The 25,184-nt window shown below is 59.9% G+C and carries 23 protein-coding genes; 18 read left to right on the top strand and 5 right to left on the bottom strand.

What is annotated here, in order from left to right; translation table 11 throughout:
• Positions 1 to 155: 155 nt before the first annotated feature.
• The 10 genes from waaF to H8B20_RS18385 all read left to right on the top strand — a co-directional run bounded on the left by waaF (position 156) and on the right by H8B20_RS18385 (position 11,631).
• Positions 156 to 1,190 (top strand): lipopolysaccharide heptosyltransferase II, encoded by a 1,035-nt coding sequence (waaF, locus tag H8B20_RS18340; protein ID WP_210624115.1) that lies wholly within the window; start codon positions 156 to 158, stop codon positions 1,188 to 1,190.
• A 1-nt stretch (position 1,191) separates the two neighbouring features.
• On the top strand, positions 1,192 to 2,253 hold the full coding sequence (gene waaC, locus H8B20_RS18345) for a lipopolysaccharide heptosyltransferase I (RefSeq protein ID WP_210624116.1): 1,062 nt from the start codon (positions 1,192 to 1,194) through the stop codon (positions 2,251 to 2,253).
• A complete protein-coding gene (locus H8B20_RS18350) occupies positions 2,253 to 3,374 on the top strand; it encodes a glycosyltransferase family 4 protein (RefSeq protein WP_210624117.1) in 1,122 nt (373 codons plus the stop codon). Before waaC ends, H8B20_RS18350 begins: the two co-directional genes overlap by 1 nt.
• The gene (rfaP, locus tag H8B20_RS18355; RefSeq protein WP_210624118.1) at positions 3,375 to 4,181 is read left to right on the top strand and encodes a lipopolysaccharide core heptose(I) kinase RfaP; all 807 of its coding nucleotides are present in this window, start codon (positions 3,375 to 3,377) and stop codon (positions 4,179 to 4,181) included.
• Positions 4,181 to 4,915 carry a lipopolysaccharide kinase InaA family protein gene (locus tag H8B20_RS18360; RefSeq protein ID WP_210624119.1) on the top strand — a complete coding sequence of 245 codons (735 nt, stop codon included), beginning with the start codon at positions 4,181 to 4,183 and terminating at the stop codon, positions 4,913 to 4,915. Before rfaP ends, H8B20_RS18360 begins: the two co-directional genes overlap by 1 nt.
• Positions 4,912 to 5,664: a lipopolysaccharide kinase InaA family protein gene (locus H8B20_RS18365; RefSeq protein WP_210624120.1), complete on the top strand. Its 753-nt coding sequence runs from the start codon at positions 4,912 to 4,914 to the stop codon at positions 5,662 to 5,664. The genes H8B20_RS18360 and H8B20_RS18365 overlap by 4 nt, the downstream gene beginning before the upstream one ends.
• Complete coding sequence (locus H8B20_RS18370) at positions 5,664 to 7,115, top strand: lipopolysaccharide kinase InaA family protein (RefSeq protein ID WP_210624121.1); 1,452 nt, start codon at positions 5,664 to 5,666, stop codon at positions 7,113 to 7,115. Before H8B20_RS18365 ends, H8B20_RS18370 begins: the two co-directional genes overlap by 1 nt.
• Positions 7,116 to 7,461: 346 nt before the next feature.
• Positions 7,462 to 9,216 carry a carbamoyltransferase family protein gene (locus H8B20_RS18375; RefSeq protein ID WP_047299460.1) on the top strand — a complete coding sequence of 585 codons (1,755 nt, stop codon included), beginning with the start codon at positions 7,462 to 7,464 and terminating at the stop codon, positions 9,214 to 9,216.
• Positions 9,209 to 10,117 (top strand): glycosyltransferase family 2 protein, encoded by a 909-nt coding sequence (locus H8B20_RS18380; RefSeq protein ID WP_210624122.1) that lies wholly within the window; start codon positions 9,209 to 9,211, stop codon positions 10,115 to 10,117. Before H8B20_RS18375 ends, H8B20_RS18380 begins: the two co-directional genes overlap by 8 nt.
• Positions 10,118 to 10,191: 74 nt before the next feature.
• Positions 10,192 to 11,631 (top strand): hypothetical protein, encoded by a 1,440-nt coding sequence (locus H8B20_RS18385; protein ID WP_342345712.1) that lies wholly within the window; start codon positions 10,192 to 10,194, stop codon positions 11,629 to 11,631.
• A 3-nt stretch (positions 11,632 to 11,634) separates the two neighbouring features.
• Here the strand turns inward: H8B20_RS18385 and H8B20_RS18390 are convergent, their stop codons facing one another.
• Positions 11,635 to 12,288, bottom strand: coding sequence for a protein kinase family protein (locus tag H8B20_RS18390; protein ID WP_042557334.1), 654 nt, complete (start codon positions 12,286 to 12,288; stop codon positions 11,635 to 11,637).
• Between the two features lie 124 nt (positions 12,289 to 12,412).
• Here H8B20_RS18390 and msbA point away from each other — a divergent pair, with 124 nt between their 5' ends.
• From msbA to H8B20_RS18425, 7 genes are all read left to right on the top strand, one after another.
• On the top strand, positions 12,413 to 14,233 hold the full coding sequence (msbA, locus tag H8B20_RS18395) for a lipid A export permease/ATP-binding protein MsbA (RefSeq protein WP_210624124.1): 1,821 nt from the start codon (positions 12,413 to 12,415) through the stop codon (positions 14,231 to 14,233).
• Positions 14,227 to 15,123 (top strand): GNAT family N-acetyltransferase, encoded by an 897-nt coding sequence (locus H8B20_RS18400; protein ID WP_210624125.1) that lies wholly within the window; start codon positions 14,227 to 14,229, stop codon positions 15,121 to 15,123. The genes msbA and H8B20_RS18400 overlap by 7 nt, the downstream gene beginning before the upstream one ends.
• Before the next feature lie 4 nt (positions 15,124 to 15,127).
• The gene (locus H8B20_RS18405; RefSeq protein ID WP_210624126.1) at positions 15,128 to 16,528 is read left to right on the top strand and encodes a PIG-L deacetylase family protein; all 1,401 of its coding nucleotides are present in this window, start codon (positions 15,128 to 15,130) and stop codon (positions 16,526 to 16,528) included.
• A gap of 64 nt (positions 16,529 to 16,592) precedes the next feature.
• A complete protein-coding gene (hldE, locus tag H8B20_RS18410; protein WP_042557338.1) occupies positions 16,593 to 18,014 on the top strand; it encodes a bifunctional D-glycero-beta-D-manno-heptose-7-phosphate kinase/D-glycero-beta-D-manno-heptose 1-phosphate adenylyltransferase HldE in 1,422 nt (473 codons plus the stop codon).
• Between the two features lie 130 nt (positions 18,015 to 18,144).
• A complete protein-coding gene (locus H8B20_RS18415; RefSeq protein ID WP_210624127.1) occupies positions 18,145 to 19,119 on the top strand; it encodes a glycosyltransferase family protein in 975 nt (324 codons plus the stop codon).
• Positions 19,120 to 19,806: a hypothetical protein gene (locus H8B20_RS18420; RefSeq protein WP_210624128.1), complete on the top strand. Its 687-nt coding sequence runs from the start codon at positions 19,120 to 19,122 to the stop codon at positions 19,804 to 19,806.
• A gap of 52 nt (positions 19,807 to 19,858) precedes the next feature.
• Positions 19,859 to 20,659, top strand: coding sequence for a hypothetical protein (locus tag H8B20_RS18425; RefSeq protein WP_210624129.1), 801 nt, complete (start codon positions 19,859 to 19,861; stop codon positions 20,657 to 20,659).
• A gap of 7 nt (positions 20,660 to 20,666) precedes the next feature.
• On the opposite strand, the gene H8B20_RS18430 is transcribed toward H8B20_RS18425, so the two are convergent.
• The 4 genes from H8B20_RS18430 to H8B20_RS18445 all read right to left on the bottom strand — a co-directional run bounded on the left by H8B20_RS18430 (position 20,667) and on the right by H8B20_RS18445 (position 24,179).
• Positions 20,667 to 21,629, bottom strand: a complete 963-nt coding sequence (locus H8B20_RS18430) for a hypothetical protein (RefSeq protein WP_047299465.1) — start codon at positions 21,627 to 21,629, stop codon at positions 20,667 to 20,669.
• A 31-nt stretch (positions 21,630 to 21,660) separates the two neighbouring features.
• A complete protein-coding gene (locus H8B20_RS18435) occupies positions 21,661 to 22,473 on the bottom strand; it encodes an aldo/keto reductase (protein ID WP_210624130.1) in 813 nt (270 codons plus the stop codon).
• Positions 22,470 to 23,645: an NAD(P)/FAD-dependent oxidoreductase gene (locus H8B20_RS18440; RefSeq protein ID WP_042557344.1), complete on the bottom strand. Its 1,176-nt coding sequence runs from the start codon at positions 23,643 to 23,645 to the stop codon at positions 22,470 to 22,472. The genes H8B20_RS18435 and H8B20_RS18440 overlap by 4 nt, the downstream gene beginning before the upstream one ends.
• 201 nt (positions 23,646 to 23,846) lie before the next feature.
• A complete protein-coding gene (locus H8B20_RS18445) occupies positions 23,847 to 24,179 on the bottom strand; it encodes a DMT family transporter (RefSeq protein ID WP_042557345.1) in 333 nt (110 codons plus the stop codon).
• A 102-nt stretch (positions 24,180 to 24,281) separates the two neighbouring features.
• On the opposite strand from H8B20_RS18445, the gene H8B20_RS18450 reads away from it, so the two are divergent.
• Complete coding sequence (locus tag H8B20_RS18450) at positions 24,282 to 25,184, top strand: LysR family transcriptional regulator (protein ID WP_210624131.1); 903 nt, start codon at positions 24,282 to 24,284, stop codon at positions 25,182 to 25,184.

The raw sequence follows: 25,184 nt of genomic DNA on the forward strand, positions 1-25,184 counted from the left end.
CTGGCTTGCCAGCGATAGCGGAGTATCAGACGACAATAATGTTGAATGTGACGACCCCATCGCGAGCAAGCTCGCTCCCACAGTAGATCTACAGTGTTTGTAGAATTCTCGAGGCGGGGAGGCATTGGCCTCCCCGGTTCGTTTTTGGAAACCACATGAATATTCTGATCGTTGGGCCCAGTTGGGTCGGTGACATGGTGATGGCGCAGACACTGTTTCAGTGTCTCAAGCAACGCCACCCGCAATGCGAAATCGACGTGCTGGCCCCCGAGTGGAGCCGTCCGATCCTTGAGCGCATGCCTGAAGTGCGCAAGGCCTTGAGCTTTCCGCTCGGCCACGGCGCGCTTGAATTGGCGACCCGTCGACGGATCGGCAAGTCCCTGCGCGGCCAGTACGACCAGGCGATCCTGCTGCCAAACTCGCTGAAATCGGCGCTGGTGCCATTTTTTGCCGGCATCCCGAAACGCACCGGCTGGCGCGGCGAGTTCCGTTATGGCCTGCTCAACGACGTGCGCACGCTTGATAAAGAGCGCTATCCGCTGATGATCGAGCGTTTCATGGCCCTGGCCTATGAACCGAACGCCGAACTGCCGAAACCGTATCCACGCCCAAGCTTGCAAATCGACTCGGTCACCCGCGAAGCGGCGCTGGCCAAGTTTGGCTTGAGCCTCGACCGCCCGGTGTTGGCTCTGTGCCCAGGCGCCGAGTTCGGCGAATCCAAGCGCTGGCCATCCGAGCATTACGCCAAAGTTGCCGAAGCGCGGATTCGTGAAGGCTGGCAGGTGTGGCTGTTCGGTTCGAAAAACGATCACTCGGTCGGCGAAGACATCCGCGCGCGGTTGATTCCCGGCTTGCGTGAAGAGGCGGTGAATCTGAGCGGTGGCACCTCGTTGGCCGAAGCCATCGACCTGCTGTCCTGCGCCGACTCGGTAGTCTCCAATGACTCCGGCCTGATGCACGTCGCCGCCGCGCTGAACCGCCCGTTGGTGGCGGTTTATGGTTCGACCTCCCCGGGCTTTACCCCGCCGCTGGCCGAGCACGTCGAAATCGTCCGTTTGGGCCTCGATTGCAGTCCGTGCTTTGACCGTACCTGCCGTTTCGGCCATTACAACTGCCTGCGCCAGCTGATGCCGGACGCGGTCAACGATGCCTTGCAGAAATTGCACGGCTCTGTGGTCGAGGTTCATTAAGTTGCGGGTATTGCTGATCAAGACTTCATCGCTGGGCGACGTGATCCATGCGTTGCCGGCGCTGACCGACGCGGCCCGGGCCATCCCCGGAATCAAGTTCGACTGGGTGGTGGAAGAAGGCTTCGCCGAGATTCCGACCTGGCACCCGGCCGTTGACAAAGTGATTCCGGTGGCGATCCGTCGCTGGCGCAAAAGTCTTTGGAAAACCATCACCAGCGGCGAGTGGAAACGCTTCAAGCAGAGCGTGCGCGCGAACCAATACGATTTGGTGATCGACGCGCAGGGCTTGCTGAAAAGCGCCTGGCTGACCCGTTACGTCAAAGCACCGGTGGCCGGTCTCGACAAAGGCTCGGCCCGTGAACCGATGGCTGCGCGATTCTACGATCGCAAGCTGGCCGTGGCCCGCGGTCAACATGCCGTTGAACGCGTGCGTCAGTTGTTTGCCATCGCTCTCGGTTATGACCTGCCCAAAGGCCTGGGCGATTATGGTCTCAACGTCGAGCGTCTGGTCGAGCTGCCGCGCAAGAACGCCTTCGTGGTATTTCTCCACGGTACGACGTGGGACACCAAACACTGGCCGGAAGCTTACTGGCGGGAGCTGACCGAGCGTGTCGGTTATCTCGGCGTTGGCGTGAAACTGCCATGGGGCAACCCGCTGGAAAAGGCTCGCGCCGAGCGTATCGCCGCCGGTTTCAAACACGCCGAAGTCCTGCCGAAACTGAATCTGGCCGGGGTCGGCAAAGTCCTTGCCGGCGCACAAGCCTGTGTGGCGGTGGACACCGGTCTCGGCCACTTGGCGGCGGCGCTGGACGTGCCGACCATCTCGCTGTTCGGCCCGACCAACCCGGGCCTGACCGGCGCCTACGGCAAGTTGCAGATTCACATGGCCAGCGACTTTCCATGCGCGCCGTGCCTGCAGAAAAAATGCACTTATCAACCGACCGAGCAGGATGCCCGTCAGTTTGACCTGAAGCGTGAACAGCCTCTGTGCTTCACGCGTCTGAACCCCGAGCGTGTCGCCAGCCGACTGAGCACGTTGTTAATGGCTGAGGAGCTGCGCTGATGCAATTGGCATTCGTCCTGTACAAATATTTCCCGTTCGGTGGCTTGCAGCGCGATTTCATGCGCATCGCCCTCGAATGCCAGAAGCGCGGCCACCAGATCCGGGTCTACACGCTGATCTGGGAAGGCGACGTGCCGCCCGGTTTCGAAGTGCTGGTGGCGCCGGTCAAGGCGTTCTTCAATCACCGTCGCAACGAAAAACTCAGTGCGTGGATGGAAGCGGATTTGGCCAAGCGCCCGGTGGATCGCCTGATCGGGTTCAACAAAATGCCCGGTCTGGATGTGTATTACGCCGCCGACGGTTGCTTCGAAGACAAGGCGCAGAACCTGCGCAATTCGCTGTACCGTCGCTGGGGCCGCTATCGCCACTTCGCCGAGTACGAGCGCGCGGTGTTCGCCAAAGAGGCGAAAACCGAAGTGCTGATGATTTCCGAAGTGCAGCAGCCGCTGTTCATCAAGCACTACGACACGCCACTCGAGCGCTTCCATTTGCTGCCGCCGGGCATTGCTCAGGATCGTCGCCGTCCGGCGGATGCCGATGAGATTCGCGCCGGTTTTCGTGCCGAATTCAAGCTCAAGGACGACGATCTGCTACTGGTGCAGATCGGCTCCGGATTCAAGACCAAAGGCGTTGATCGCAGTCTTAAAGCCCTGGCCGCATTGCCCGCCGAACTGAAGAAACGCACCCGGCTGTTTGTAATCGGCCAGGATGACCCCAAATTGTTCCAGATGCAGAGCGCCACTTTGGGCCTGGGCGACAACGTGACGTTCCTCAAGGGCCGCAGCGATATTCCGCGGTTCCTGCTCGGCGCCGATCTGTTGATCCACCCGGCGTACAACGAAAATACCGGTACAGTGCTGCTCGAAGCGCTGGTCGCAGGCCTGCCTGTGCTGGTCAGTGCGGTGTGCGGTTATGCCCACTACATTGCCGAGGCGGATGCCGGGCGAGTGCTGGACGAGCCGTTCGATCAGGCGCAATTGACGCGATACCTGACCGATATGTTGAACGACGACGCTGCACGCGCGGCCTGGAGCCGCAATGGTCTGGCGTTCGCCGAAACAGCCGACCTTTACAGCATGCCGCAACACGCGGCGGATGTGATTCTGGCGGAGCACGCTTAAATGAAGTTGATGCTGGCTGAACCGTTCAAGAGCCTCTGGGCCGGACGCGATCCGTTCGCCGAAGTCGAGGGCTTGCAGGGCGAGGTGTACCGCGAGCTCGAAGCGCGCCGGACGCTGCGCACTGAGGTCGACGGCCATGGATTTTTTGTGAAGATCCATCGTGGCATCGGCTGGGGTGAGATCTTCAAGAACCTGCTGACCGCCAAGCTGCCGGTACTCGGCGCGGGTCAGGAGTGGAAAGCCATCCAGCGCTTGCAGGAAGTCGGCGTGCCGACCATGACTGCCGTGGCGTATGGCGAAAAGGGCAGCAACCCGGCCGATCAGCATTCGTTCATCGTCACCGAAGAACTGGCGCCGACCATCAGCCTCGAAGACTTCAGCATCGACTGGCTCAAGCAGCCACCGCAGCCGAAACTCAAACACGCGCTGATTGCCGAAGTGGCGCGCATGACCGGCATGATGCACCGCGCGGGCGTCAATCACCGCGACTGCTACATCTGCCACTTCCTGCTGCACACCGACAAACCGGTGACGGCGGATGATTTCAAACTCTCGGTGATCGACCTGCACCGCGCCCAGACCCGCGTCAGAATCACGCAACGCTGGCGCAACAAGGATCTGGCGGCGCTGTACTTTTCCGCCCTGGACATCGGCCTGACGCGTCGCGACAAGCTGCGATTCCTCAAGGGCTATTTCCAGCAGCCGCTACGGCAGATTCTGGCTGAAGAAGCGCCGCTGCTTAACTGGCTGGAAGGTAAAGCCAGCAAGCTCTACGCACGTAAACAGCGTTACGGGGATGCGCTCTGATGGCGGGTTGGACTCTTGAGCCGCCGTACAGCGATCTGGCCGAAGATTTCGGCAGTCTGGAAGCCGTATTTGCCCTGCAAGGCGAGCGGCTTACGCGCGATCCGCTGTCCGAAGTGGTTCGCGTGCAGCGCGGTGGCGTCAACTATTACGTCAAGCGCTACGTCGGTGCAGGCAAGGGCCTGCGCCGTTACCTCGGTAAACCGCGCGTGAAGATGGAATGGCAGAACCTCAAACGGTTCGCCAAATGGGGCATTCCCACGGCTGAAGTGGTAGCGTGGGGGCTTGAACGACGCGGCGCGGCTTACGACCGTGGTGCGATGATCACCCGCGAACTGCCCAATACCGAAGACCTCGCCGCACTTGCCGAGCGCAAGGATCCCAAGCTCAAGGATCGCGCCTGGGTGGACGCCGTCAGCCAACAGTTGGCCGGTTATACGCGCACGATGCATGATCACCGTTTTACCCATAACGATTTGAAATGGCGCAACCTGTTGATCGACGACCAGGCGCGCATATTTCTTATCGATTGCCCCAATGGCGAGTTCTGGCGCGGCTTTTGGCTCAAGTATCGGATCACCAAGGATCTGGCCTGTCTCGACAAACTCGCCAAATATCACCTGTCCAATACCCAACGCCTGCGCTTTTATATGCAATACCGCCAGTGCGATCGGCTCAATACTGCCGACAAGAAACGGATTCGGCACGTGGTGAGATTTTTCGAGGGACGCGAATGACTGATTTTCTCGCCAATGAAGACCGTGCGTTGCTTGAGCGCCACGGCCTAGGCACTTTTGACGCCCTGTGGGCCAAACAGCTTGAAGCAGTGGACGAGCCTAATACCGCCCGTGGCGGTTGGAGCAGCGTGTTCCGTCTCGATCTCGAAGGTCAGGGTTTCTACCTCAAGCGCCAGAGCAATTACCTGACCCGCACCTTGCATGCGCCGTTCGGCGAACCAAGCTTTGCCCGCGAATTTCGTAATATCAGCCGCTACCGCAAGCTCGGTATTCCGGCGTTGCAAGCGGCGTTTTTCGGTGAGCGTAAAGTCGCTGGCGAAGTCCGCGCGATTCTGCTGACGCGGGCGCTGGATGGCTGGAGCGACCTGGAGTCGCTGCTTGCGCGCTGGTCGCAGCTCAGCGCTGGGCAACAGTCGGCCATCCTCAAGGCTTGCGGGTTGCTGGCGCGGCAGTTGCACGGCGTGCGTCAGGTGCATGGCTGTTTCTATCCCAAACACATTTTTCTTCAGGTCTGCGGCGACGGGTATCAGGCGCAATTGATTGACCTGGAGAAAACCAGGCCGCTGTTGTTCGGCATGCGTGACCGGATCAAGGATCTGGAGCCGCTGCAGCGCCGCGCACCGCAGTGGAACGAGGCGCAACTGCGCGAGTTGCTGTCGGCCTATCTCGATCAACCTGTGGACAGCTCGCTGCTCGACAGCTGGCTCGCGCGGCTGACTGCGCGCCGCAGTCACAAGGAGACTCGCTGATGCAATTGTCCGAGCTGGCCGCTGTCGGGCGTACCCCGCAATTGCCGCTGACAGTCACCCTGGCCGATGCGGCCGGTGCTGCGGATTTGCAGTTGCTGAGCCTGCTGCGCGTGTTGCCAGGGCAGCGTTACGTCGGTGCCGGTGTTTGGCGTGGTCGTCCGGTATTGGCCAAATTGCTGGTCGGCAGCAAGGCTGCTCGCCATTTTCAGCGTGAACTGGAAGGCGTGCGCCTGTTGGCCGCACAAGGTCTGACGACACCGCTGCTGCTGGCCGATGGCCTGAAAAACGGTGAGGGTGGCTGGCTGCTGTTCGACTTCCTGGAAGGCGCGCAAAGCCTTGGCGATGCCTGGGCGCAAGTCGAGGCGCTGCCGCCGCTGGCGGATGAACAAACCGCGGTGCTGGCCGAGGCGCTTGCCGCCATTGGCCAGTTGCACGGCAAAGGGCTTTGGCAGGAAGACCTGCACCTGGACAATCTGCTGCGCCACGGCGGTCAGTTGTACTTGATCGACGGTGCCGGCATTTGCGTGGAAACCGCCGGTCAGCCGCTGTCGCGGGAAAAAGTCCTGGAAAATCTCGGCGTGTTTTTCGCCCAGTTGCCCAAGGCGTTGGAGCCGTTCACCGAAGAGCTGCTGGTGTATTACCTGCTGAGCAACAGCGAGCACGCTTTGCCGCTGGAAGCCTTGCAGAAGCAGATCGACAAGGTACGCCGCTGGCGCCTGAAGGATTACCTGATCAAGGTCGGCCGCGAATGCACCCTGTTCAGCGTCCGCCGTGGTGCGTTTGGCCTGCAGGCGATTCGTCGCGAGGAAGAAGCGGCCATGGTTCCGGTGCTTGAACAGGCGGATGCGCTGCTTGAGCGCGGCCGTCTCTACAAGACCGGCGGCGCGGCAAGCGTCGGCAAGGTCGAAGTGGGGGCGCGCCAATTGGTGATCAAGCGCTACAACATCAAGGATTTTGCGCATTGGCTCAAGCGGTTCTGGCGTCCGAGTCGTGCCTGGCATTCGTGGCGCGAAGGCAATCGCCTGGCGTTTCTCGGGATTGCCACGCCCAAGCCTCTGGCGGTGCTGGAAAAGCGCTTCCTGTGGTTGCGCAGCCGTGCCTATCTGGTGACCGAGTTCCTGCCGGGGCCGGACATTATCGAGCGCTTTGCGCCGTACGTTGAAAATGGCGAAGCACCGGAATCGGAGTTGCAGGCACTGAATCGGTTGTTTGCCCGATTGATTGCCGAGCGCATCAGTCATGGCGATTTCAAGGGCCACAACCTGTTCTGGCACAACGATCGCTGGGCGCTGATCGATCTTGACTCGATGTGTCAGCATGGCTCTCCGGGCAGCTTTGCCTCGGCCTATGCGCGGGACCGGGCGCGATTCATGCGTAACTGGCCCCAGAGCAGTGCGTTATATCAAGTGATCGATCAGCGATTGCCGAAAGATATTTCGAGTGGTGTCTGAGTCGGGTGAGAGATAAGGGCTTTGAAGTGTCTTGCAGTTTGTTCGCAAGCCATGAGCTGTGCCCACAACGGCCTCGGTGCTGATTTTCAGAGATTGCCATCAGTAGCCCGGGACGAAAATCAGTAGAAAGCAGCACGATCGCATCGAAAATTTCGACGCGTGGGCGGTTATAGAGTCAGCGGACGAGGAATATGCAAACCATTCACCCCGGGGCAATTCGCACAGGGTAATTCCCGTCACGTTTACGCTATAATCCCGCTCTTTAGCTGTCTATCGCCTTATGCGAGGACACATCAATTTAAAAGGCGCATCGCGCCTGCACGCAGACTAAAGAGGCTAGACCCCTGTGGCATTGACGATTCTTGGCCTGTCCGGCGCCCTTAGCCACGATCCTTCAGCAGCCTTGTACATCGACGGCAAGCTGGTGGCGGCGGCTGAAGAAGAGCGCTTCGTACGCGATAAGCATGCAAAGAACCGCATGCCCTACGAGTCGGCGAAGTTCTGTCTTGAACAGGCCGGCATCAAGCCGTCCGATGTCGACGTAGTGGCAATCCCTTTCGCGCCGATCAGTCTGTTCGGCAAGGCCCGCTGGCACTATGCCAAGCGCTACTGGTACGCCCCGGACCGCGCGCTTGATGCGATCCTGATGGGCAATCGTCGCTACAAGCGCTACCGCAACAAGATCGTCTGGTGCCTCGAACAACTGGGTTTTGATCCGAAAAAGATCAAGATCGAACCGGTTGAGCACCATTTGGCCCACGCCTCCAGCGCTTACCACTGCTCCGGTTTCAAAGAGAAAACCGCGATTCTCGGTATCGACGGCAAGGGTGAGTACGCCACGACCTTCTTCGGTTACGGCGAAAACGGCAAGATCCACAAGATCAAGGAATTCTTCGACCCGGACTCCCTCGGCGGCCTGTACGGCGCAATCACCGAGTTCCTCGGTTTCGAGATGCTCGACGGTGAGTTCAAGGTCATGGGCATGGCGCCCTACGGTGACGCCAGCAAATACGATTTCTCGCGTCTGGCGTCGTTCGAAAATGGCGAACTGGTGATCAACACCGACTACGCCAACGTCATCGGCCTGCGTCGCTACAAAGAGAAGGGCAAAGGCTTCTACTTTTCGCCGAAGCTGATCGAATGGCTGGGCCCGAAACGCGAAGGCGACATCGCTGACGAACCTTACATCCACTACGCCGCGAGCATGCAAGCGCTGTTCGAAAAACTGGCGTTGCAGATGATCGACCACTACTTGGGCGACGTGCTCAAGGAAACCGGCAAACTGGCTTTCGCCGGCGGCTGTGCGTTGAACGTCAAGCTGAACCAGAAAATCATCGCCCGCGATGACATCAAGGAACTGTTCGTGCAGCCGGCGTCCGGCGATGCCGGCACCGCGGTTGGCGCAGCAGCCTATGTGTCACACGCTCGCGGCGTTCCGGTCGAGAAGATGGAACACGTCTACCTCGGCCCGTCATACAGCAACGAAGACGTGATCGCCGCGTGTGCCCGGCACGAGAGCAAGCCTGTCTGGCGCAAGCTCGACAACATGCCGGAGCAGATCGCCAAAATCATGGTCGAGGGCAATCCGGTGGCCTGGTTCCAGGGTCGCATGGAGTTCGGTCCGCGCGCATTGGGCGGTCGTTCGATCATCGGCTGCCCAAGCGTGGCCGGCGTAGCTGACCGGATCAACCACCAGATCAAGTTCCGCGAGCGCTGGAGGCCTTTCTGCCCGTCGATGCTCGACACTGTCGCTCCACAGATGATCAAGATCGATCACCCGGCACCGTTCATGACGTTCACCTTCGAAGTATCTGAAGAGTGGAAGACCCGTGTGCCCGAAGTTGTCCACGAAGATGGCACTTCTCGCGCCCAGGTGCTCAAGCGCGAATACAATCCGCGCTACTATGACATGATGAAAGCGCTGGAAAACCTGACTGGCAACGGCGTGTCGCTGAACACTTCGCTCAACCGTCGTGGCGAACCAATGATCTGCTCGCCGACTGACGCGCTGAACATGTTTTTCGGCTCCGATCTGGAGTACCTGATCATGGAAGATATTCTGGTCGTTAAAGAGGGTGTAAAAGGATACGCAATTGACTGAAACCCTGATCAGCGTCGTGATCCCCGTTTACAACTACGCGCGAACCCTGCCCCGCGCAGTGGAGTCGGTGTTGGCGCAGTTGGATGAAGCGACGGCGGATTTGCTGGTCATCGACGATGGGTCGACGGACGAGACGCCTGAGGTAGTGGAATCGCTGTTGCTCAAGCATGGCGGGCGTTTTCGCGCGCTGCGCAAAAGCAATGGCGGGTTGTCTACGGTGCGCAATCTGGGGCTTGAAGAAACGACCGGGAAATATCTGGTTTTTCTCGATTCCGACGACGAAATGGCACCTGGTGCACTGGCCGCGCTTTCGCAGCATATTGCCAGCAACCCGCAAACTCTGATGATCATTGGCGCGCATTGGTCGGTATTTGCTGACGGCAGGCGCAGCTTGCAGAGCGCCAAGCCTTTGCCGTTGACGTCTCGGCAGCGTTTGCAGGGTTACCTGCTGGACAAGACTGTATCGATATCAAACGGCGCCTGCGCAATGCATCGCGATGTATTCGCTCCGGGCAATTACCCGGAACATTTGCGCAACGTTGAGGATCTGCCGGTGTTTGCCCAGGTATTGGCGCGCTATCCTTGCACCGTTCTCGACAAGCCTCTGGCACTGATCTACAAGCACGCCGACAGCATGCGTCACGATTTGCGCCAAAGTCTTGCTGCCGGTACGGAGCAGGTCGTCAGCGAGGTGTTTTCGAGTCGACGCATGCCAAAGGAGATGCACGACCTGCGCCAGGCCTTTTTGGCACAGCGTTGCTTGTCGCTGTTTCGCGATTGTTACTCACATGGCGAATACAGTCTGGCAAAGGGCTTCTATTTTCAGGCACTGCGTGCAGACTGGCGCACGTTTTCGCGCTGGTCCTACACTCGCAAGGCTTTGCGTTTGCTGTTTCGATAAATGGTCCGCCGTGACTGCGCGTACCTTGTAATGAGTGTTGGTGAGGTGGCTGGGTGAAAGGCAGGAGCGGGAAAGTGGGTACTCAGGTCTCCAGAATCATCGACGAATACCCGGTATGGCTGGCATTTTTTGGCAGTTTGCTGCTATCGCTGATAGCGGTCATGGGGACTGCGACAGTAGGGCGTGATGCCGCGCTTTACATCGATGTCGCACAACAAGCCACCGAGCATGGTCCCAATGTCGCCTGGGCCTCCTTCGACTGGCCGTGGTTTTCCCTTCTGCTTGCCGCTACCCATTCCATCCTGCGGTTGCCATTGGAGCTGAGCGCCTACCTCTGGTGTGCTCTCTTCTTTGCCGGCACCAGCGCGTTGATGGTGGACTGCGTCCGTCAGCGTTCGCCCGACATCACCCGTTGGGCCTGTCTTGTCATGCTGGCAATGCCGGCGGTCAATGCCTTTCGAAATGACATCATCCGTGAGTGCGGCTTCTGGTTTTTTTGCACGCTGGCGCTGTGGCTCGCGTTGCGCTGGCAGGCACGTGGGGGCTGGTTGCGTGCGGCATTCATTCATGTGGCAATTGTCGCGGCAGCCTTGTTTCGGCTGGAGGCGCTGTTGTTGATACCGGCGTTGGCGCTGTGGCAATTGCCCAGTCTGTGGTCGTCGAGCCGACGCCTGTCGTTCTTTCAGTTTTCGTTGTTGCCGGTTCTTGGGTTGCTGGTCGTGTCGGTGACAGGCGTGCTCATGTCGGCGCGCGTGGTGCTGTATCTGGACATGATTGAGCCGCGTGGTGTGTTCGCCTCGTTCCAGATGCTCTGCGATCAGTTCGCCAACTCACTCATCAACAAGTATTCCCAGGATGAAGCGGGCCGGATCATTTTCTTCGGCATCCTTGCGACCATGACGATTACTTTCGTCAAGTTGATGGGGCCGTTTGCCGTCCCGTTCATATTGCGGCGCAACTGGGGCGTGCTGGGCATCTATTGGCGCGACTATCGTCCTTTCGCCTGGGTAGCATTGCTCTACCTGGTGGTATTGGTACTGTTTTTCATCAAGCAACAGTTCATGAACGCGCGCTACATGAGTTTTCTGAATCTGTTGTTTGTGCCTGTGCTGGCGATGGGGTTGGCAGCGTTTGCTCGCGAATTTCCGCGTATGGGCAAGGGACTGGTGGTGCTGGCGCTGCTGGTGATGCTCTCGAACGTCATCTCCACCGGGGCCGGGAAAACCCACTATATCGAGGCCGGCCGCTGGATGTCCTCCCATGTCGAATCGGACGCGCCGACTTACTTCACGGATGGGCGGATCAGCTATTACGCGGGTCGCGGCTACGTGTTGCCAGTCCTGACGCAGGAAGAGGCAATATCGCCAGCGCATGCTGGCGACTACCGATATTTCGTGATCGAGGCGAAGGGTGACGAGCCATGGCTGAACGAGTGGCTGGCAGCACACAAACTGCGCATCCTTGAGCATTTCGCCAACCGCAAAGGCGCGACCGTTGTAGTGATTGGTCGCTAGGGTTCAAGCAAGCAGTGGGCGCAGGCGGGAGATCAGCGGCGCTTGCCGGTTACTCGGCAGGGCCTGTCGGTAACCTTCGATAAAGGTGTCGCCGGCGTCCTGGCCCAGCAACCATTGCCGATCTTCCTTGTAGCGCAGCAGGTGAGCGAAATTGCGCAGGCGTTTGCTGTCGCTGAGCGAGCGCTTCTGGCAGCGCAGGTCGGCGATGTCGATCAGGCCCAGATGGCCGTCGGGGGTCAGCACCACGTTGCCGAAGTGCAGCGATCGAAAGTACACACCCTTCTCGTGCAATTGAGCAAAGTACCCGCCCAGTTGGAATCTCAGTGAGTCAGTCTCTTCGCTGGTGCCTTGTAACTGGCGCACGGTATTGCCCGCCAGCGGACTGTAATACACACAATCACGCTCGATGCTCGGGATGCGGTACACCGCGATGACTTTGGGGCAGAGGATGCCGCGTTGTTCAAGGGCCCGGGTGTTGTCGGCAAAGCGTTGCGCGTAGGGGTAGAACAGCGCAGAGCTGAGCAGCCGCTTGCGACGGAACAGTTTGAGCATGCGTCCATCGGCCAATCTGAGCACCTTGTCGCCGGAGCCGTCGGCTTCCAGTACGTGTGCACCTTCGCGCAGTGCCTCGTAAGTGCTGTGATCAATCGATTGCATATCTGGCTCCCATCATTAGCGGCGTATCTTAACCGACTTGCTCCAAGGCTGGCGTGAAGTCATGTTTATCGGGGGAAAAACGCGTGTGATATCATCCGCGCCTCACTGAATTGTGCGGATCACCATGAGCAGTCCTGAACCGAAAGCCCAGTCAACGCTGGCGATCTATTTCCGCCTTTTGGCTTACGTGCGGCCTTACGCCGGTCTCTTCCTTCTCAGCATCGTCGGGTTCCTGCTCTTCGCATCGACCCAGCCAATGCTCGCTTACATTCTCAAGTACTTTGTCGACGGTCTGGCCAATCCTGAAGCCAGTCTGTTTCCGGGCAACCCTTATCTGGGCAAGTTGCAGTTGCTCGAAACCGTACCGCTGATGATTGTGTTCATCGCCGTGTTGCAGGGTGTGGGTTCGTATCTCGGCAACTTCTTTCTGGCGCGGGTTTCTCTGGGCCTGGTGCATGACTTGCGGGTCGTGCTGTTCAACAAGTTGCTGGATTTACCCAACCGCTTCTTCGACAAGAACAACTCCGGTCATCTGATTTCCCGAATCACCTTCAACGTGACGATGGTCACGGGGGCGGCGACGGATGCGATCAAAGTGGTCATCCGTGAAGGCATGACCGTGATTTTCCTGTTCTGCACCCTGTTGTGGATGAACTGGAAACTCACCCTGGTGATGGTCGCTATCCTGCCGGTGATCGGCATTATGGTGAACAGCACCAGCAAGAAATTCCGCAAGCAAAGCAAAAAGATCCAGGTGTCCATGGGCAACGTCACGCACGTTGCCTCCGAGACCATTCATGGTTATCGCGTCGTGCGCAGTTTCGGTGGCGAAGTCTACGAAAAAGACCGCTTTCGCGACGCCAGCCAAAGCAACACCGACAAGCAGCTGACGATGACCAAGACCGGCGCGGTTTACACACCGATGCTGCAACTGGTGACGTACAGCGCCATGGCCGTGGTCATGTTCCTCGTGCTTTATCTTCGCGGTGACGCATCGCCGGGTGATCTGGTGGCCTACATCACCATGGCCGGTCTGTTGCCCAAGCCTATTCGCCAGCTCTCCGAAGTCAGCTCGACCATCCAGAAAGGCGTGGCTGGTGCCGAGAGTATTTTCGAGCAACTGGATGAGCCGGCGGAAGTGGATCAGGGCACGGTCGAGCGCGATCGTCTTGAAGGTCGTCTGGAAGTGCGCAATCTCAGCTTCCAGTACCCGGACACCGACAAAAAGGTGCTCAACGACATCAGCTTTGTCGTCGAGCCTGGGCAGATGGTTGCTCTGGTCGGGCGTTCGGGCAGCGGCAAGTCGACGCTGGCCGGGTTGATTCCGCGCTTCTACCAGCATGAGCAGGGTCAGATTCTGCTTGATGGCGTAGAGGTTCAGGATTTCACCTTGCGCAGCCTGCGTCGCCAGATCGCCCTGGTTACCCAGGCCGTCACGCTGTTCAACGATACGGTGACCAACAACATCGCTTACGGCGATCTGGCTGGCGCGCCTTTCGAAGAGGTCAAACGCGCGGCTACCGAGGCTTATGCTGACGAGTTCATCGTCAAGATGCCGGAGGGTTACGAGACCATGGTCGGCGAAAACGGCGTATTGCTGTCCGGCGGCCAGCGTCAGCGCATCGCGATCGCCCGGGCCCTGCTCAAGGATGCACCGTTGCTGATTCTCGACGAGGCCACGTCGGCTCTCGATACGGAGTCGGAACGGCACATTCAGGCAGCACTGGATCATGTGGTGCAGAACCGCACGACGCTGGTCATCGCTCACCGTTTGAGCACCATCGAGAAGGCCGATCTGATTCTGGTCATGGATGAAGGCCGCATCGTCGAGCGTGGCACTCACGCGCAGTTGCTCGAGCAGAACGGCTACTACTCGCGTCTGCATGCCAAAGAGTTTGAAGAGGGTGACGAACCTCAGCCGGCCCACGTGACCAACGTATGCTGACAATGTTTCGCAGCTTTCGTGAGCGCGGCTGGACTGAAATCGACCGGGATGCGTACGCGGGTACCTGGCAGCGTTTCGGTGGCAGTTTCGCGACACACCCCGAGGTGGTCGAACGGCTTTCCGCCTTCGTTGGCATCGAGCTGCGTTACCTGGGCTGGATCGTTGGCGGTGAGGTGCTTGCCGCCATTCCTTGCTGGGGGCGCCACGTCGCCTTGTCCAAGGAAGTGCTCAAACGTGAGGGCAAGCGCGGCTTGCTGGACATGGGCAATGCAGAAATCATCCTGCCGATCGCACCCGATATCGTCGTGCCGGTCCGTCAGCGCATGGCCTATGTCTCCCAGCTGAATGCCGAGCAGATCAGCACCTTGAAAGCGCAGCCGGAGGGCCTGGCCCTTGCCCGGTTGCCGGAAGAGTATTCGAAGAAATTTCGTTACAACCAGCGTCGCGAGCAGCGCTTGCTGGAAGAGGCGGGTGGCTCGCTGGTGCCGATGTCCGACTTTACCCCGCAAGAGCAGGCCGCCGCTTACGGCGATCTGTTTCAGCGTCGCTGGGGCTTTGAGGTGCCGGGCAAGGCCGGGCTGGTCGAGGTCTTCACACTGTTGCGCGAATTCATGACCGGCTCGGTGGTCATGCTCGAATCGGCCCCCGTGGCCATTCAGGTTTTGTATCGCGTCGAGGCGCCCGAGTGGGTGTCGCTTGAGTACGTCAATGGTGGCGTCGACCCGCAGAGCCGCGAGTTCAGCCCGGGCAGCGTCCTGAGCTTCGTCAACACCCAGCAGGCCTGGGCAGATGCGCAGGCGCTGGGCAAGCCTCTGCGTTATTCATTCGGTCGTGCCGACCGTGAGTACAAGGATCGCTGGTGCCACACGGTGCCGGTCTACAAGGTCTGAATTCATGAGCGCTCGCAAGCAACAGCTACTCAAGGCCCATCGACGTAACAAGCGCATGTTCCTCGTAGCCTTTCTGGTCGCGCTGCTTGTGATCGGGTTACTCATCGCCTGGTGGCTGGTGCCGCTGTTGCTGGTGCTGGCCTGGGTCGCCCACGAGGCGTGGTTTGCCGATCATTTGTTCTATCGGCCCTCTGACGATTATCAATACGCGTTTCCTGCAGACACGGCGCGTCAGGCGGTGAGCCTGAGCGCTGGTGTTGTGCGTCTGAGCGAGCCGTTGGCAGCAGGCGAGACGCTTATTCTCGAACTTGATTTGAAGGCCGGCTGGCTGGGGCGCTGGCTCGATCCTTACGTTCAGGTCGGCGATGATCGCCAGGATTTTGAGCGCGGGGTCAGCGGACGGCGCTTTCTGAATCTGTCCGGTCAAGCCGAGGCATTGCAGCAGGGATCACTGACCCTGCGCGGCCGTTATTGTGCAGCGGGTACCGCCGGCACATTGTGGGTCATGGCCAGCCCTGACTACAGCCGCCAGCGTGTGATGGTCGTCGCGCCCCATGCCGATGATGCCGAGTTGGCAGCGTTCGGCCTGTATAGCCGCTGCGAGGACGTCAGCATCGTCACTCTGACCCAAGGCGAGATCGAGGCTGAAGATTTCCAGCGCCTGGGTCTGGATCAAGCTGCGGCTGCCCGGTTGAAGGGGCGTTTGCGCAGTTGGGACAGTCTGGCGATTCCGCAATGGGGCGGGGTGCCCGCCGAGCGTTGCGTGCAACTGGGTTATTACTGCCTGCAATTGCCTGCGATGGCTGCCGAACCGGGCAAGGCGTTCGGCTCCCGGGAGTCGAAGGAAAGCGATGTGCGCAGTGTGCGCCGGCATAATCCGCTGGCCTTGCCCGGTGATGTCGATGGTCAGCCGACCTGGCAGAATCTGGTCGGCGACCTGGCGAAACTGCTGGAACACTATCGTCCCGAGGTGCTGGTCACGCCGCATCCTGAGCTCGACCCCCACAGCGATCACGTCGCCTCCACTCAAGCCCTGCTTGAAGCCATTGCCCTGAGCAACTGGAAGCCGACGACGCTCCTGATGTACGCCAATCACCTGCATGACAACGACCGCTGGCCGATGGGGCCTGCCGGTGCCGGTATCGCCTTGCCGCCCGCGATCGAGCCGTTGCCGGCTGACCGCTTGTGGAGCCCGTTGCTGTCGGCGGATACGCAGCTGGACAAGGCCATGGCACTGGCGATGGAGCATGACTTGCAGGGCGGGCAAGTGTTCAAGCGCCAATTGCGTCGCTGGATCCAGCAGGCTCTGGCCGGGCGCCGCTGGCCTGTAACGGGCAGTAACGAATTTTTCCGCAAGGCTGTCCGGCGCCACGAATTGTTCTGGGTGCGCGACCTTTCAGATTGAGGCGGACGGCGCTTTTCCCTGTGTTAATATCGCGCCCCTGTTCATTTTGTATGTGGGTTGCTCCATGAAGTTGTCCATGCCGCGTTTCGATCAAGCCCCGGTCTTGGTAGTCGGCGATGTCATGCTCGACCGTTACTGGCATGGCGGAACCTCACGGATCTCCCCTGAGGCCCCGGTGCCGGTCGTTAAAGTCGAGCAAATCGAAGATCGTCCGGGCGGTGCCGCGAACGTTGCCTTGAACATTGCCGCGCTGGGTGCGCCGGCGTCCCTGGTCGGTGTGACCGGTGACGACGAAGCTGCCGACAGCCTGAGCAACAGTCTCAAGGGCGCGGGCGTACGTGCCTTGTTCCAGCGCATTGCGCACCAGCCAACCATCGTCAAGCTGCGGGTCATGAGCCGGCACCAGCAATTGCTGCGAATTGACTTTGAAGAACCGTTTGCCACCGATGCCCTGGCCCTCGCCTCGCAGGTCGATGATCTGCTGGAAGGCATCAAGGTGCTGGTGTTGTCCGACTACGGCAAAGGCGCGCTGAAAAACCATCAGGCGCTGATTCAGGCTGCCCGCGCCAGAAATATCCCGGTGCTGGCCGACCCGAAGGGCAAGGATTTCTCGATCTACCGTGGCGCCAGCCTGATCACCCCCAACCTCAGCGAATTCGAAGCCATCGTCGGCGGTTGCGCCGATGAGCATGAGCTGGTGAGCAAGGGCGCTGCGCTGATGCACGACCTTGAGCTCGGTGCGCTGCTGGTGACCCGTGGCGAACACGGCATGACCCTGCTGCGTCCTGACCATCCGGCGCTGCACCTGCCGGCCCGTGCGCGAGAAGTGTTCGACGTCACCGGTGCCGGTGACACGGTGATCTCGACGCTGGCTGCTGCCATCGCCGCCGGCGAAGAGCTGCCCCATGCCGTGGCGCTGGCCAATCTGGCCGCAGGCATTGTGGTCGGCAAACTCGGTACGGCGGCCATCAGTGCTCCGGAACTGCGTCGCGCCATTCAGCGTGAAGAAGGCTCCGAGCGCGGTGTGCTGGGCCTGGAGCAGTTGATTCTCGCGGTGGCCGATGCCCGGGCGCATAACGAAAAGATTGTGTTCACCAATGGCTGCTTCGACATTCTGCACGCCGGCCACGTAACCTATCTGGAACAGGCGCGCGCCCAGGGCGATCGTCTGATTGTCGCGGTCAATGACGATGCTTCGGTCAGTCGCTTGAAGGGGCCGGGTCGTCCGATCAACAGTGTCGACCGCCGCATGGCAGTTCTGGCAGGGTTGGGCGCGGTGGACTGGGTCATCAGTTTCCCTGAAGGCACCCCGGAAAACCTGCTGCGTGAGGTCAAGCCGGACGTGTTGGTCAAGGGCGGCGATTACGGGATCGACCAAGTGGTCGGCGCCGACATCGTGACGTCTTATGGCGGTACCGTGAAAGTGCTGGGGCTTGTGGAAAACAGCTCGACGACCGCAATTGTCGAAAAAATCCGCAGTCGCTGATCAGATGAATTTTTACCTTTGTGTACTGCGTGTGAACGGATTTTGCCATGGGGATCTAGCCGTTTCCGTTGATGTCGGCAGGTTTGAATCCGATGCGCTTGCCTGCCTACGTCGCGTGGTCAATTAACCTATGAAAGTCATGCTACTGGTGATGGACGAGCAGCGGGTCATTCTCGACCGGCTCTACGACATCGTGCAGCAGAACTGTGATGAATGCGTCATCTTCCGTCTGAGCAAGCAGCAACAGATGAATCTCGGGCCGTTTCTGGCCTCGGTTGACTATCAAACGTTCGACCGCGTGGTGATCTTCTCTCGGGTCAAGCGCCTGGCCACGCAATTGCGGGTGCTCAAGTGCATTCCCGGGCTGGTGTTCCTCGAGCACGACGCCTACCAGAACTACATGCCCGCCAGTAAATACCGTGGCGTGTATTCGCGTCTCTACAGTCGTCTACCGAGCTGCCGCGCGCTGGTGTCCGGCGCCGTGGTTGCCCGAAAAATGCTCGCTGAAGGCATCGACACAGTCTTCGTCTCCAAGGGTTACGACGAGCAGATGCTGCGCAATACCGGCGCAGTGCGCGATATCCCCATCGGTTTTCTGGGCAGCCTGAAAAGCACCGAGTACGCCGAGCGCAAGGCAATGCTTGAGTCGCTCGCGCAACGTACCGGCATGCTGGTGACTCGCACGAAATCGGGTACGGAATATCTCGAAACACTCAATCGCATCAAGATTTTCGTCAGTGCTGACATCGGCATGAACGAGTTCATGATCAAGAATTTTGAAGCCATGGCCTGTGGCTGCGTGCTGCTGGCCTGGAGCCAGGGCGAAGAAGACCAGTTGCTCGGCTTCGAAGACATGCACAACACCGTGTTTTACCGCAGCGCAGACGAGGCCGTTGCGAAGATCAAACTGCTGCAGGACGACCAGGAGCTGGCGCAGCGTATCGCCATGAAGGGGCAGGAGTTTGCGCAAAGTCGCTATTCTTTCGCTCGCGTTGGCCAGACCCTGGCCACGGAAATCCAGCGTGAAATGCGCCCATGGCAGCCGCCTTCGGCGTTCACGCAGTTCTGGGTCAAGCTACGCCACGGGATGAAGGTGCCGACCTGAATGAAGGACGAACACATGGCGCTGGATGCGCTGCCTGGCGGTGACCAGTCTGTTCTGGAGGCGCTGCCCGCGCCGTTGCAGGCATGCCTGAGCCGTGCGCCTCGGGTCGTATTGATTGCCAACAATCCAGCCATTACGGCGGCGGACTTTCAGGCGTTGAACATTGGCGCCGATGACGTCGTGGTCAGCTTCAATACCTGCATCAAGGCGTCCCTGCTCGACTCTCGAAGCGTGAACGTCGTCGTGCATGGCTATAACGCCCAGGACGCGTACTTTTTTGGCCTGCCCTTGGGGCCGGACGTGCAGCGGCTGTTTGATCAGGCGGGTGAGCGCTGTTTCACCATGCTGGTCGGCTGTGCCGCACCGATGAGTCCGCTGACTCGGGTGGCCATGTACTGGGATCGCATTCCGCTGCCACCGCTCTGGAACTATCCGGTCGACCGGCCGGGCGGCAAGCGCTACGTTGGCCCCTCCACCGGTTTCAACACGCTTGTGTTGTTCGACTGGTTGCGCGGTCACGTCGGGTACACCTATCAGCTCATGACCCTGGGTTTTTCCAACGAAGCTGGAAAACTGTGGGGTGGGCATGCCTGGGATTACGAGCGCGACTGGCTGCAGAAATCGGACGTCATCGTCGTGCCGCTGCAACCCCGCCGCTGGTGGCATAAGTTGTTTCGCCGCAAATAAGCGAGTCCGTGGTGCCGGCCGACCCGTACAACTTTCGAAAAGGTGCTGTTGAGTGTTGAAAATTGCCGTGGCTTTTTTCGGTATCCCGAGAAACTCGCCGATTTGTTTTCCTTCCATCGAGCAGAACGTACTGGCGCAGTTACCTGCGGGCAGCGACGTGAAGTGCTTTTATCACCTGTACAAAATCGATGAAGTGCAGAACTCCCGTTCAGGCGAGAAAGGCGAGCTGGCGGCGGACAACTACCAGCCATTCGAGTCGATGACCGGGACGCTGACCTCGACCGAAGGCGTGCTGGAGCGTTGGGATTTCGAGCAAGTCAAAGCACAGGGCGATACCTGGGCGGATGATTTTGCATCGTTGCGCAACCTGACCTATCAGCTGAACTCACTGCACACTGTCACCAGCATGATTGAATCCTTCAATCCCGATTTCGTGGTGTTCGTGCGTCCGGACAATTTCTTCCACAACTCGCTACCTGCTTATGTGTTCAATCATCCAGAAGCGCGGCGGCACAATGTCTATATTCCCGACTGGCAATGGTGGGGTGGATTGAACGACCGCTTTGCCATTTGCGGTCGCGATACTTACGTCGCGTATGGCAAGCGGATCGAGCGCATCTTCGAGTTCTGCAAGGTGACGGGGAGGAAGCTGCATTCCGAACGTTTGCTCAAATTCGCGTTGCAGCAGGCCGGCGCCAAGATTTGCACACTGAAGACCCAGGCTTCGCGAGTGCGTATTACCGGCGCCTTTGCCGAGGAGTCGTTTTCGCCCAAGCGCGGCATGGGCAAACGCGAGAATCGATACTTCCACTTCTTCGCCACGTTGCGTACGTGGCTGGATCGCCGGCGCTAACCGGCAGTCAGCGCGCGCGCTTTTTGCCCAGGCCAACAAGGCGCAACGCCTTGAGACTTAGCTGCTTGAGGCCTGCACGAGGGGGCTTTGCCGGTTGCAGGCCCTGTTGCACGAGCCAGTCTTTCCAGCGAATCCGCTCTTCGCGCACTACCCAGCCTTCTTGATTCGCAAAGCTCTCGGCCAGATACAGTCCGCGTGTGCTGGCCGGTAGCAGTTTGTCGCGCTTGAGGGTGTACAGCTCGGCCAGTGGCGCGCCGTCCTTGAGTGGCATCAAGTACAGATCGGGGCGCTTGCGGTCGAGCCGCGCCACCAGTTGATCGCCTTCCAGACGCTCATCGACGTGGAACAGGCTCAGGGACTTGGCTTCCTTGGGCACGTCCAGGCGCAAGTCGTAGATCAATTGCAGCGACGCTGTCGGCAAATGCACATAGGCCCGCGGCCGCTCCAGCAATTGCAGATTGGCGCTACGAATGGGGCGTGCCGAACCGGACAGCGGCGTCAACCGAAACGGCAAAGCCTCGCGATAGTGCAGGGCGGAGGAGTAGGGCGCCGGCAGCCAGGTGTCGTTGAAGCGCCCGCCAAGCCAGCCTTCGGGGGTTTCCAGCAAACACTCTTCGGCGATTTCCTGAATGGCCGTGTGCAGCGGAATATTCAGTTCGTGAGCCGGTACGTAACCGGAAATCAACTTCAGCACCACATCGCCGCGATCCTGCCGGCGCTGGCGCACCAACACCCAGTAGTCGCGATTCTGCCAATGCAGGGTCAGGCGCACCGAGACTCCCAGATTCGCCAGTTCCAGCGAGAAGCGCTCGGCGTCGGCCACGCTGACCGGTTTGCGTCGCTGCAAGGTCTGCGTGAAATTCAGCGGCATCCCGACGCTCTGATACGTCAGGCCTTCGGGCGTAGCTTCGACGAACAGTGGCAGAGTCTTGAAGTTGCTCGGGTTCTTTCTGATGAGCGTGCGCGGCATATCGGCTCCTGCTTAAGGCCGCGGGGCGGCGTCAGTGACTACGAAGGACTTGGGCAACGGTCGCAACGTTGTGGGCGAGGTGCAGCGGATTGATCGTCCCGACGATAGCACTGGCGACGCCAGGTTGCGCGAAAAGCAACTCGAAGCTGGCGCGCACCGGATCCACGCCCGGGCTCAGGCAAACGTGGCCGCTGGCCAGGGCCTTCTTCACCAGAATGGCTTTGCCGTGCGCAGCAGCATAGTCAATGACAGCCTTCTCGTTTTGTTCGTTCAGATTGTAGGTGACCATCGCGCAGTCGCCTTGCTCCAATGCTTTGAGGCCACCTTCGACGGTCTTGCCGGAAAAACCGAGGCCGCGAATCTTGCCCTCGGCCTTGAGCGCGGCGAGTGTGGCATAAACCTCTTCGTGCTCAAGAATGGCCAGGTCGTTGCCATCGGAATGCACCAGCACCAGATCGATAACGTCCGTTTCCAGACGTTTCAGGCTGCGTTCGACCGACAAACGCGTATGCGCCGCGCTGAAATCGTGTCGCGAGAGGCCGTCGGCAAACTCTTCGCCGACTTTGCTGACGATCACCCAATCCTGACGCTGGCCGCGCAACAGCGGGCCAAGACGCTCTTCGCTGCGACCGTAGGCCGGGGCAGTGTCGATCAGGTTGATGCCCAACTCGCGCGCCTGCCTGAGCAGCATCCGTGCTTCGTCGTCATCGGGAATCTGGAAGCCGTTGGGGTATTTCACCCCCTGATCGCGGCCAAGTTTGACCGTGCCCAGGCCCAGCGGTGAGACCGTCAGGCCGGTACTGCCCAGCGGGCGGTGAAAGTCATGCAGGGTGGCAATGCTCATGGCAACAGTTGCTCCCAGGCCGGAACGCCCATCGGTGGTTTTGGCAGCGACGGCAACGGTTCGCCGGGTTGCGGCTGGATACCGTCGCGCTGCAATGAGGCCATCACTCGGTCAGCAAAGTCCGGCGCCAGCGCCAGTTTGGTCGGCCAGCCGACCAGCAGGCGACCCTCTTCGGCGAGGAACGCGTTGTCCGGGCGCGTCAGGCCGGTTTGCAGCGGCTCGGCACGGTCGACGCGCAACGTCGCCCATTGCGCGGTGCTGAGGTCGATCCACGGCAACAACTGGGCGATTTCTTTTTGCGCGGTAGCGATCTGTTCGGCGGGTTCGCGGTTCACGCCTTCACTTTCGGCAATGTCGCCACCCATGTACCAGACCCACTGACCATCAGCCGCCGGATGCGTGGTGACGGTAATGCGCGGTTTGGTGCCGCCACCCAGGCAGTGGGCGTACAGCGGTTTCAGGCCTGGGCCTTTGGCGAGGATCATGTGCAGCGGCCGGCGCTGCATGGCCGGTTTGCTCAGGCCCAGGTGCTCGAGCAAATGCGCGGTGCCTTCGCCAGCACTGAGCACGATGCGCTGGGCGCGGATCTCGCGACCGTCGACCTTCAGGCCCACCAGCACGCCTGCTTCCAGCAACGGCTCGATGGTCTGCCCGGCGAGCAGACCGTCACCGGCCAGATCGGCCAGACGCTGGATCAGGCTCGGCACATCGACCACCAATTCGGCCAGGCGATAGACCTTGCCCTTGAAACGCTTGTCTTGCAGGGCTGGCGGCAGTTGATCGCCCTTGACCTGATCGACGCGGCCGCGCACGGCTTTACTGGCGAAGAAACTGGTGAGGTTGCCGGCGAGGGTGCCCGGCGACCACAGGTAATGGGCTTCGGAGAGCAGGCGCACGCCACTCAGATCCAGCTCGCCGTTGCCGGCCAGCGCCTCACGCCAGCGTCGCGGCATGTCGGCGATGGCTTCCGAAGCACCGGTCAACGCGCCATGCAGCGCGTACTTGGCGCCGCCGTGGATGATGCCTTGGGATTTCACACTCTGCCCGCCACCGAGGCTGGCACTTTCCACCAGCACGGTCGAAAACCCCTGACGGCGCAGGCGCGCATTCAGCCAGAGGCCGGCGACACCAGCGCCGACAATCAGAACGTCGGTGGAAATAACGGATGGCATGCAGCGACCTCAGTGTTCAAGACGAGGGCGCAGTATACAGACTCGGGAAAGAGGCGGATTTGTCGATGATCAACAGGCGGGATGCAAAATCAAATGTGGGAGAGAGCCTGCTCGCGAAAGCGCTGTGTCAGGCAATATCGTTGTCGACTGACATGCCCTCTTCGCGAGCAGGCTCGCTCCCACAGGTACTGCGATTGGTTTTTAATGGCCGGCAGTTTTCGAGAACAGTTGAATCACCACAACGCCCAGAACAATCAAGCCCATCCCCAAGATCGCCGGTACATCCAGCTTCTGCCCATAGATGAACAGCGCCGCGATACTGACCATCACAATGCCCATCCCGGCCCACACCGCGTAAGCGACACCCACCGGAACCGTGCGCACTACCAGGATCAGCATCCAGAACGCGATGGCGTAACCCACGATCACTACCAGCAGCGGCAGCGGTGTACTGAAGCCTTTGACCGCTTTCATCGAAACGGTGGCCATGACTTCGGCGCAGATGGCGATGGCAAGGTAGGCGTAGGCGTTCATGTGTAATCCTCGTGTGTAGCGTTACTTTCTGAGGTCGGCATTTTAGAGGTTGTTCAGATGCGGTAAAGTCATTACCTATCTGTTTGGGAGATGGGTGGCGCGATGAGTATGCAGTGGAATCTGGATCAGTTACGCGTGTTTATCGCGGTCGCCGAGCAGCGTTCGTTCTCCGCCGTAGCCAGGCAGCAGCGCAAGGCGCAGTCGGCGATCAGCAGTGCCATCGCCATGCTCGAGGACGATCTGGGCGTGAGCCTGTTTGAGCGTAGCAGCGGTCGTCAGCCGAGGCTCACCGAAGCGGGGGAGGCGCTGCTCGAGGAGGCGCGAGAAGTCTTGCGCCAGTGTGAGCGCCTGAATGGCCGGGCCATGGCGATGATGCGCGGCCAGGAAGCGCAACTGCGCGTGGCGCAGGATGAGGCGATGCCCTATCAGGCGCTGGTGGAAAGTTTCGGCGCGCTGGCCGATCAATTTCCCAGCCTCGAAGTACAACTCACCAGCGCTGCTCAAGGCGAAGTCGCACGCAAACTCGTCGAGCGCCGCGCTGATCTCGGGCTGCTGTTCTATCACGATGAAATCCCCGAGGCGCTGGAACGACGAGTGCTGGGTAGCGTGGAAATGCTCACGGTCTGCGGGATCAATCATCCGTTGGCGACGCAGCCCTACGTCACCTGCCAGCAACTGGCGCAACACCGGCAACTGTTGATGTCGACGCAAACCAGCGTCTACCCCGGCAACGAGCCGGCCAGCCCACAGGTGTGGCGTGCCGACAGTTTTTACGTGATGGCCGAATGGCTCGTGCGCGATCTAGGCTGGGCGTGGCTGCCCAGGCACGTGGTGCAGTACTCGGCCTATCAGGGCTTGATGGTCGAACTCGCCAGCGAATGGACGCCGCCAGCGCTGGTGGTGGAGTTGGTCTGGCGGCGTGACGAGCCGCTCGGCCCGGCTGCGCGTTGGCTGGCCGAGCGTTTTGCCGTGCACTTGCGCGCGATCGACGGAAAAAGTCGATAA

It is taken from the genome of Pseudomonas sp. P42 (genome assembly GCF_017973755.1).
Classification (GTDB): Bacteria; Pseudomonadota; Gammaproteobacteria; order Pseudomonadales; family Pseudomonadaceae; genus Aquipseudomonas; species Aquipseudomonas iridis.

What these genes read in the sequence shown, in the direction of transcription:
- waaF (WP_210624115.1), top strand. Translation starts at nt 156, where the DNA reads ATGAATATTCTGATCGTTGGGCCCAGTTGGGTCGGTGACATGGTGATG.
- H8B20_RS18350 (WP_210624117.1), top strand. Translation starts at nt 2,253, where the DNA reads ATGCAATTGGCATTCGTCCTGTACAAATATTTCCCGTTCGGTGGCTTG.
- rfaP (WP_210624118.1), top strand. Translation starts at nt 3,375, where the DNA reads ATGAAGTTGATGCTGGCTGAACCGTTCAAGAGCCTCTGGGCCGGACGC.
- H8B20_RS18360 (WP_210624119.1), top strand. Translation starts at nt 4,181, where the DNA reads ATGGCGGGTTGGACTCTTGAGCCGCCGTACAGCGATCTGGCCGAAGAT.
- H8B20_RS18365 (WP_210624120.1), top strand. Translation starts at nt 4,912, where the DNA reads ATGACTGATTTTCTCGCCAATGAAGACCGTGCGTTGCTTGAGCGCCAC.
- H8B20_RS18370 (WP_210624121.1), top strand. Translation starts at nt 5,664, where the DNA reads ATGCAATTGTCCGAGCTGGCCGCTGTCGGGCGTACCCCGCAATTGCCG.
- H8B20_RS18390 (WP_042557334.1), bottom strand. Translation starts at nt 12,288, where the DNA reads ATGCAATCGATTGATCACAGCACTTACGAGGCACTGCGCGAAGGTGCA.
- msbA (WP_210624124.1), top strand. Translation starts at nt 12,413, where the DNA reads ATGAGCAGTCCTGAACCGAAAGCCCAGTCAACGCTGGCGATCTATTTC.
- H8B20_RS18400 (WP_210624125.1), top strand. Translation starts at nt 14,227, where the DNA reads ATGCTGACAATGTTTCGCAGCTTTCGTGAGCGCGGCTGGACTGAAATC.
- H8B20_RS18405 (WP_210624126.1), top strand. Translation starts at nt 15,128, where the DNA reads ATGAGCGCTCGCAAGCAACAGCTACTCAAGGCCCATCGACGTAACAAG.
- hldE (WP_042557338.1), top strand. Translation starts at nt 16,593, where the DNA reads ATGAAGTTGTCCATGCCGCGTTTCGATCAAGCCCCGGTCTTGGTAGTC.
- H8B20_RS18415 (WP_210624127.1), top strand. Translation starts at nt 18,145, where the DNA reads ATGAAAGTCATGCTACTGGTGATGGACGAGCAGCGGGTCATTCTCGAC.
- H8B20_RS18420 (WP_210624128.1), top strand. Translation starts at nt 19,120, where the DNA reads ATGAAGGACGAACACATGGCGCTGGATGCGCTGCCTGGCGGTGACCAG.
- H8B20_RS18430 (WP_047299465.1), bottom strand. Translation starts at nt 21,629, where the DNA reads ATGCCGCGCACGCTCATCAGAAAGAACCCGAGCAACTTCAAGACTCTG.
- H8B20_RS18435 (WP_210624130.1), bottom strand. Translation starts at nt 22,473, where the DNA reads ATGAGCATTGCCACCCTGCATGACTTTCACCGCCCGCTGGGCAGTACC.
- H8B20_RS18440 (WP_042557344.1), bottom strand. Translation starts at nt 23,645, where the DNA reads ATGCCATCCGTTATTTCCACCGACGTTCTGATTGTCGGCGCTGGTGTC.
- H8B20_RS18445 (WP_042557345.1), bottom strand. Translation starts at nt 24,179, where the DNA reads ATGAACGCCTACGCCTACCTTGCCATCGCCATCTGCGCCGAAGTCATG.
- H8B20_RS18450 (WP_210624131.1), top strand. Translation starts at nt 24,282, where the DNA reads ATGAGTATGCAGTGGAATCTGGATCAGTTACGCGTGTTTATCGCGGTC.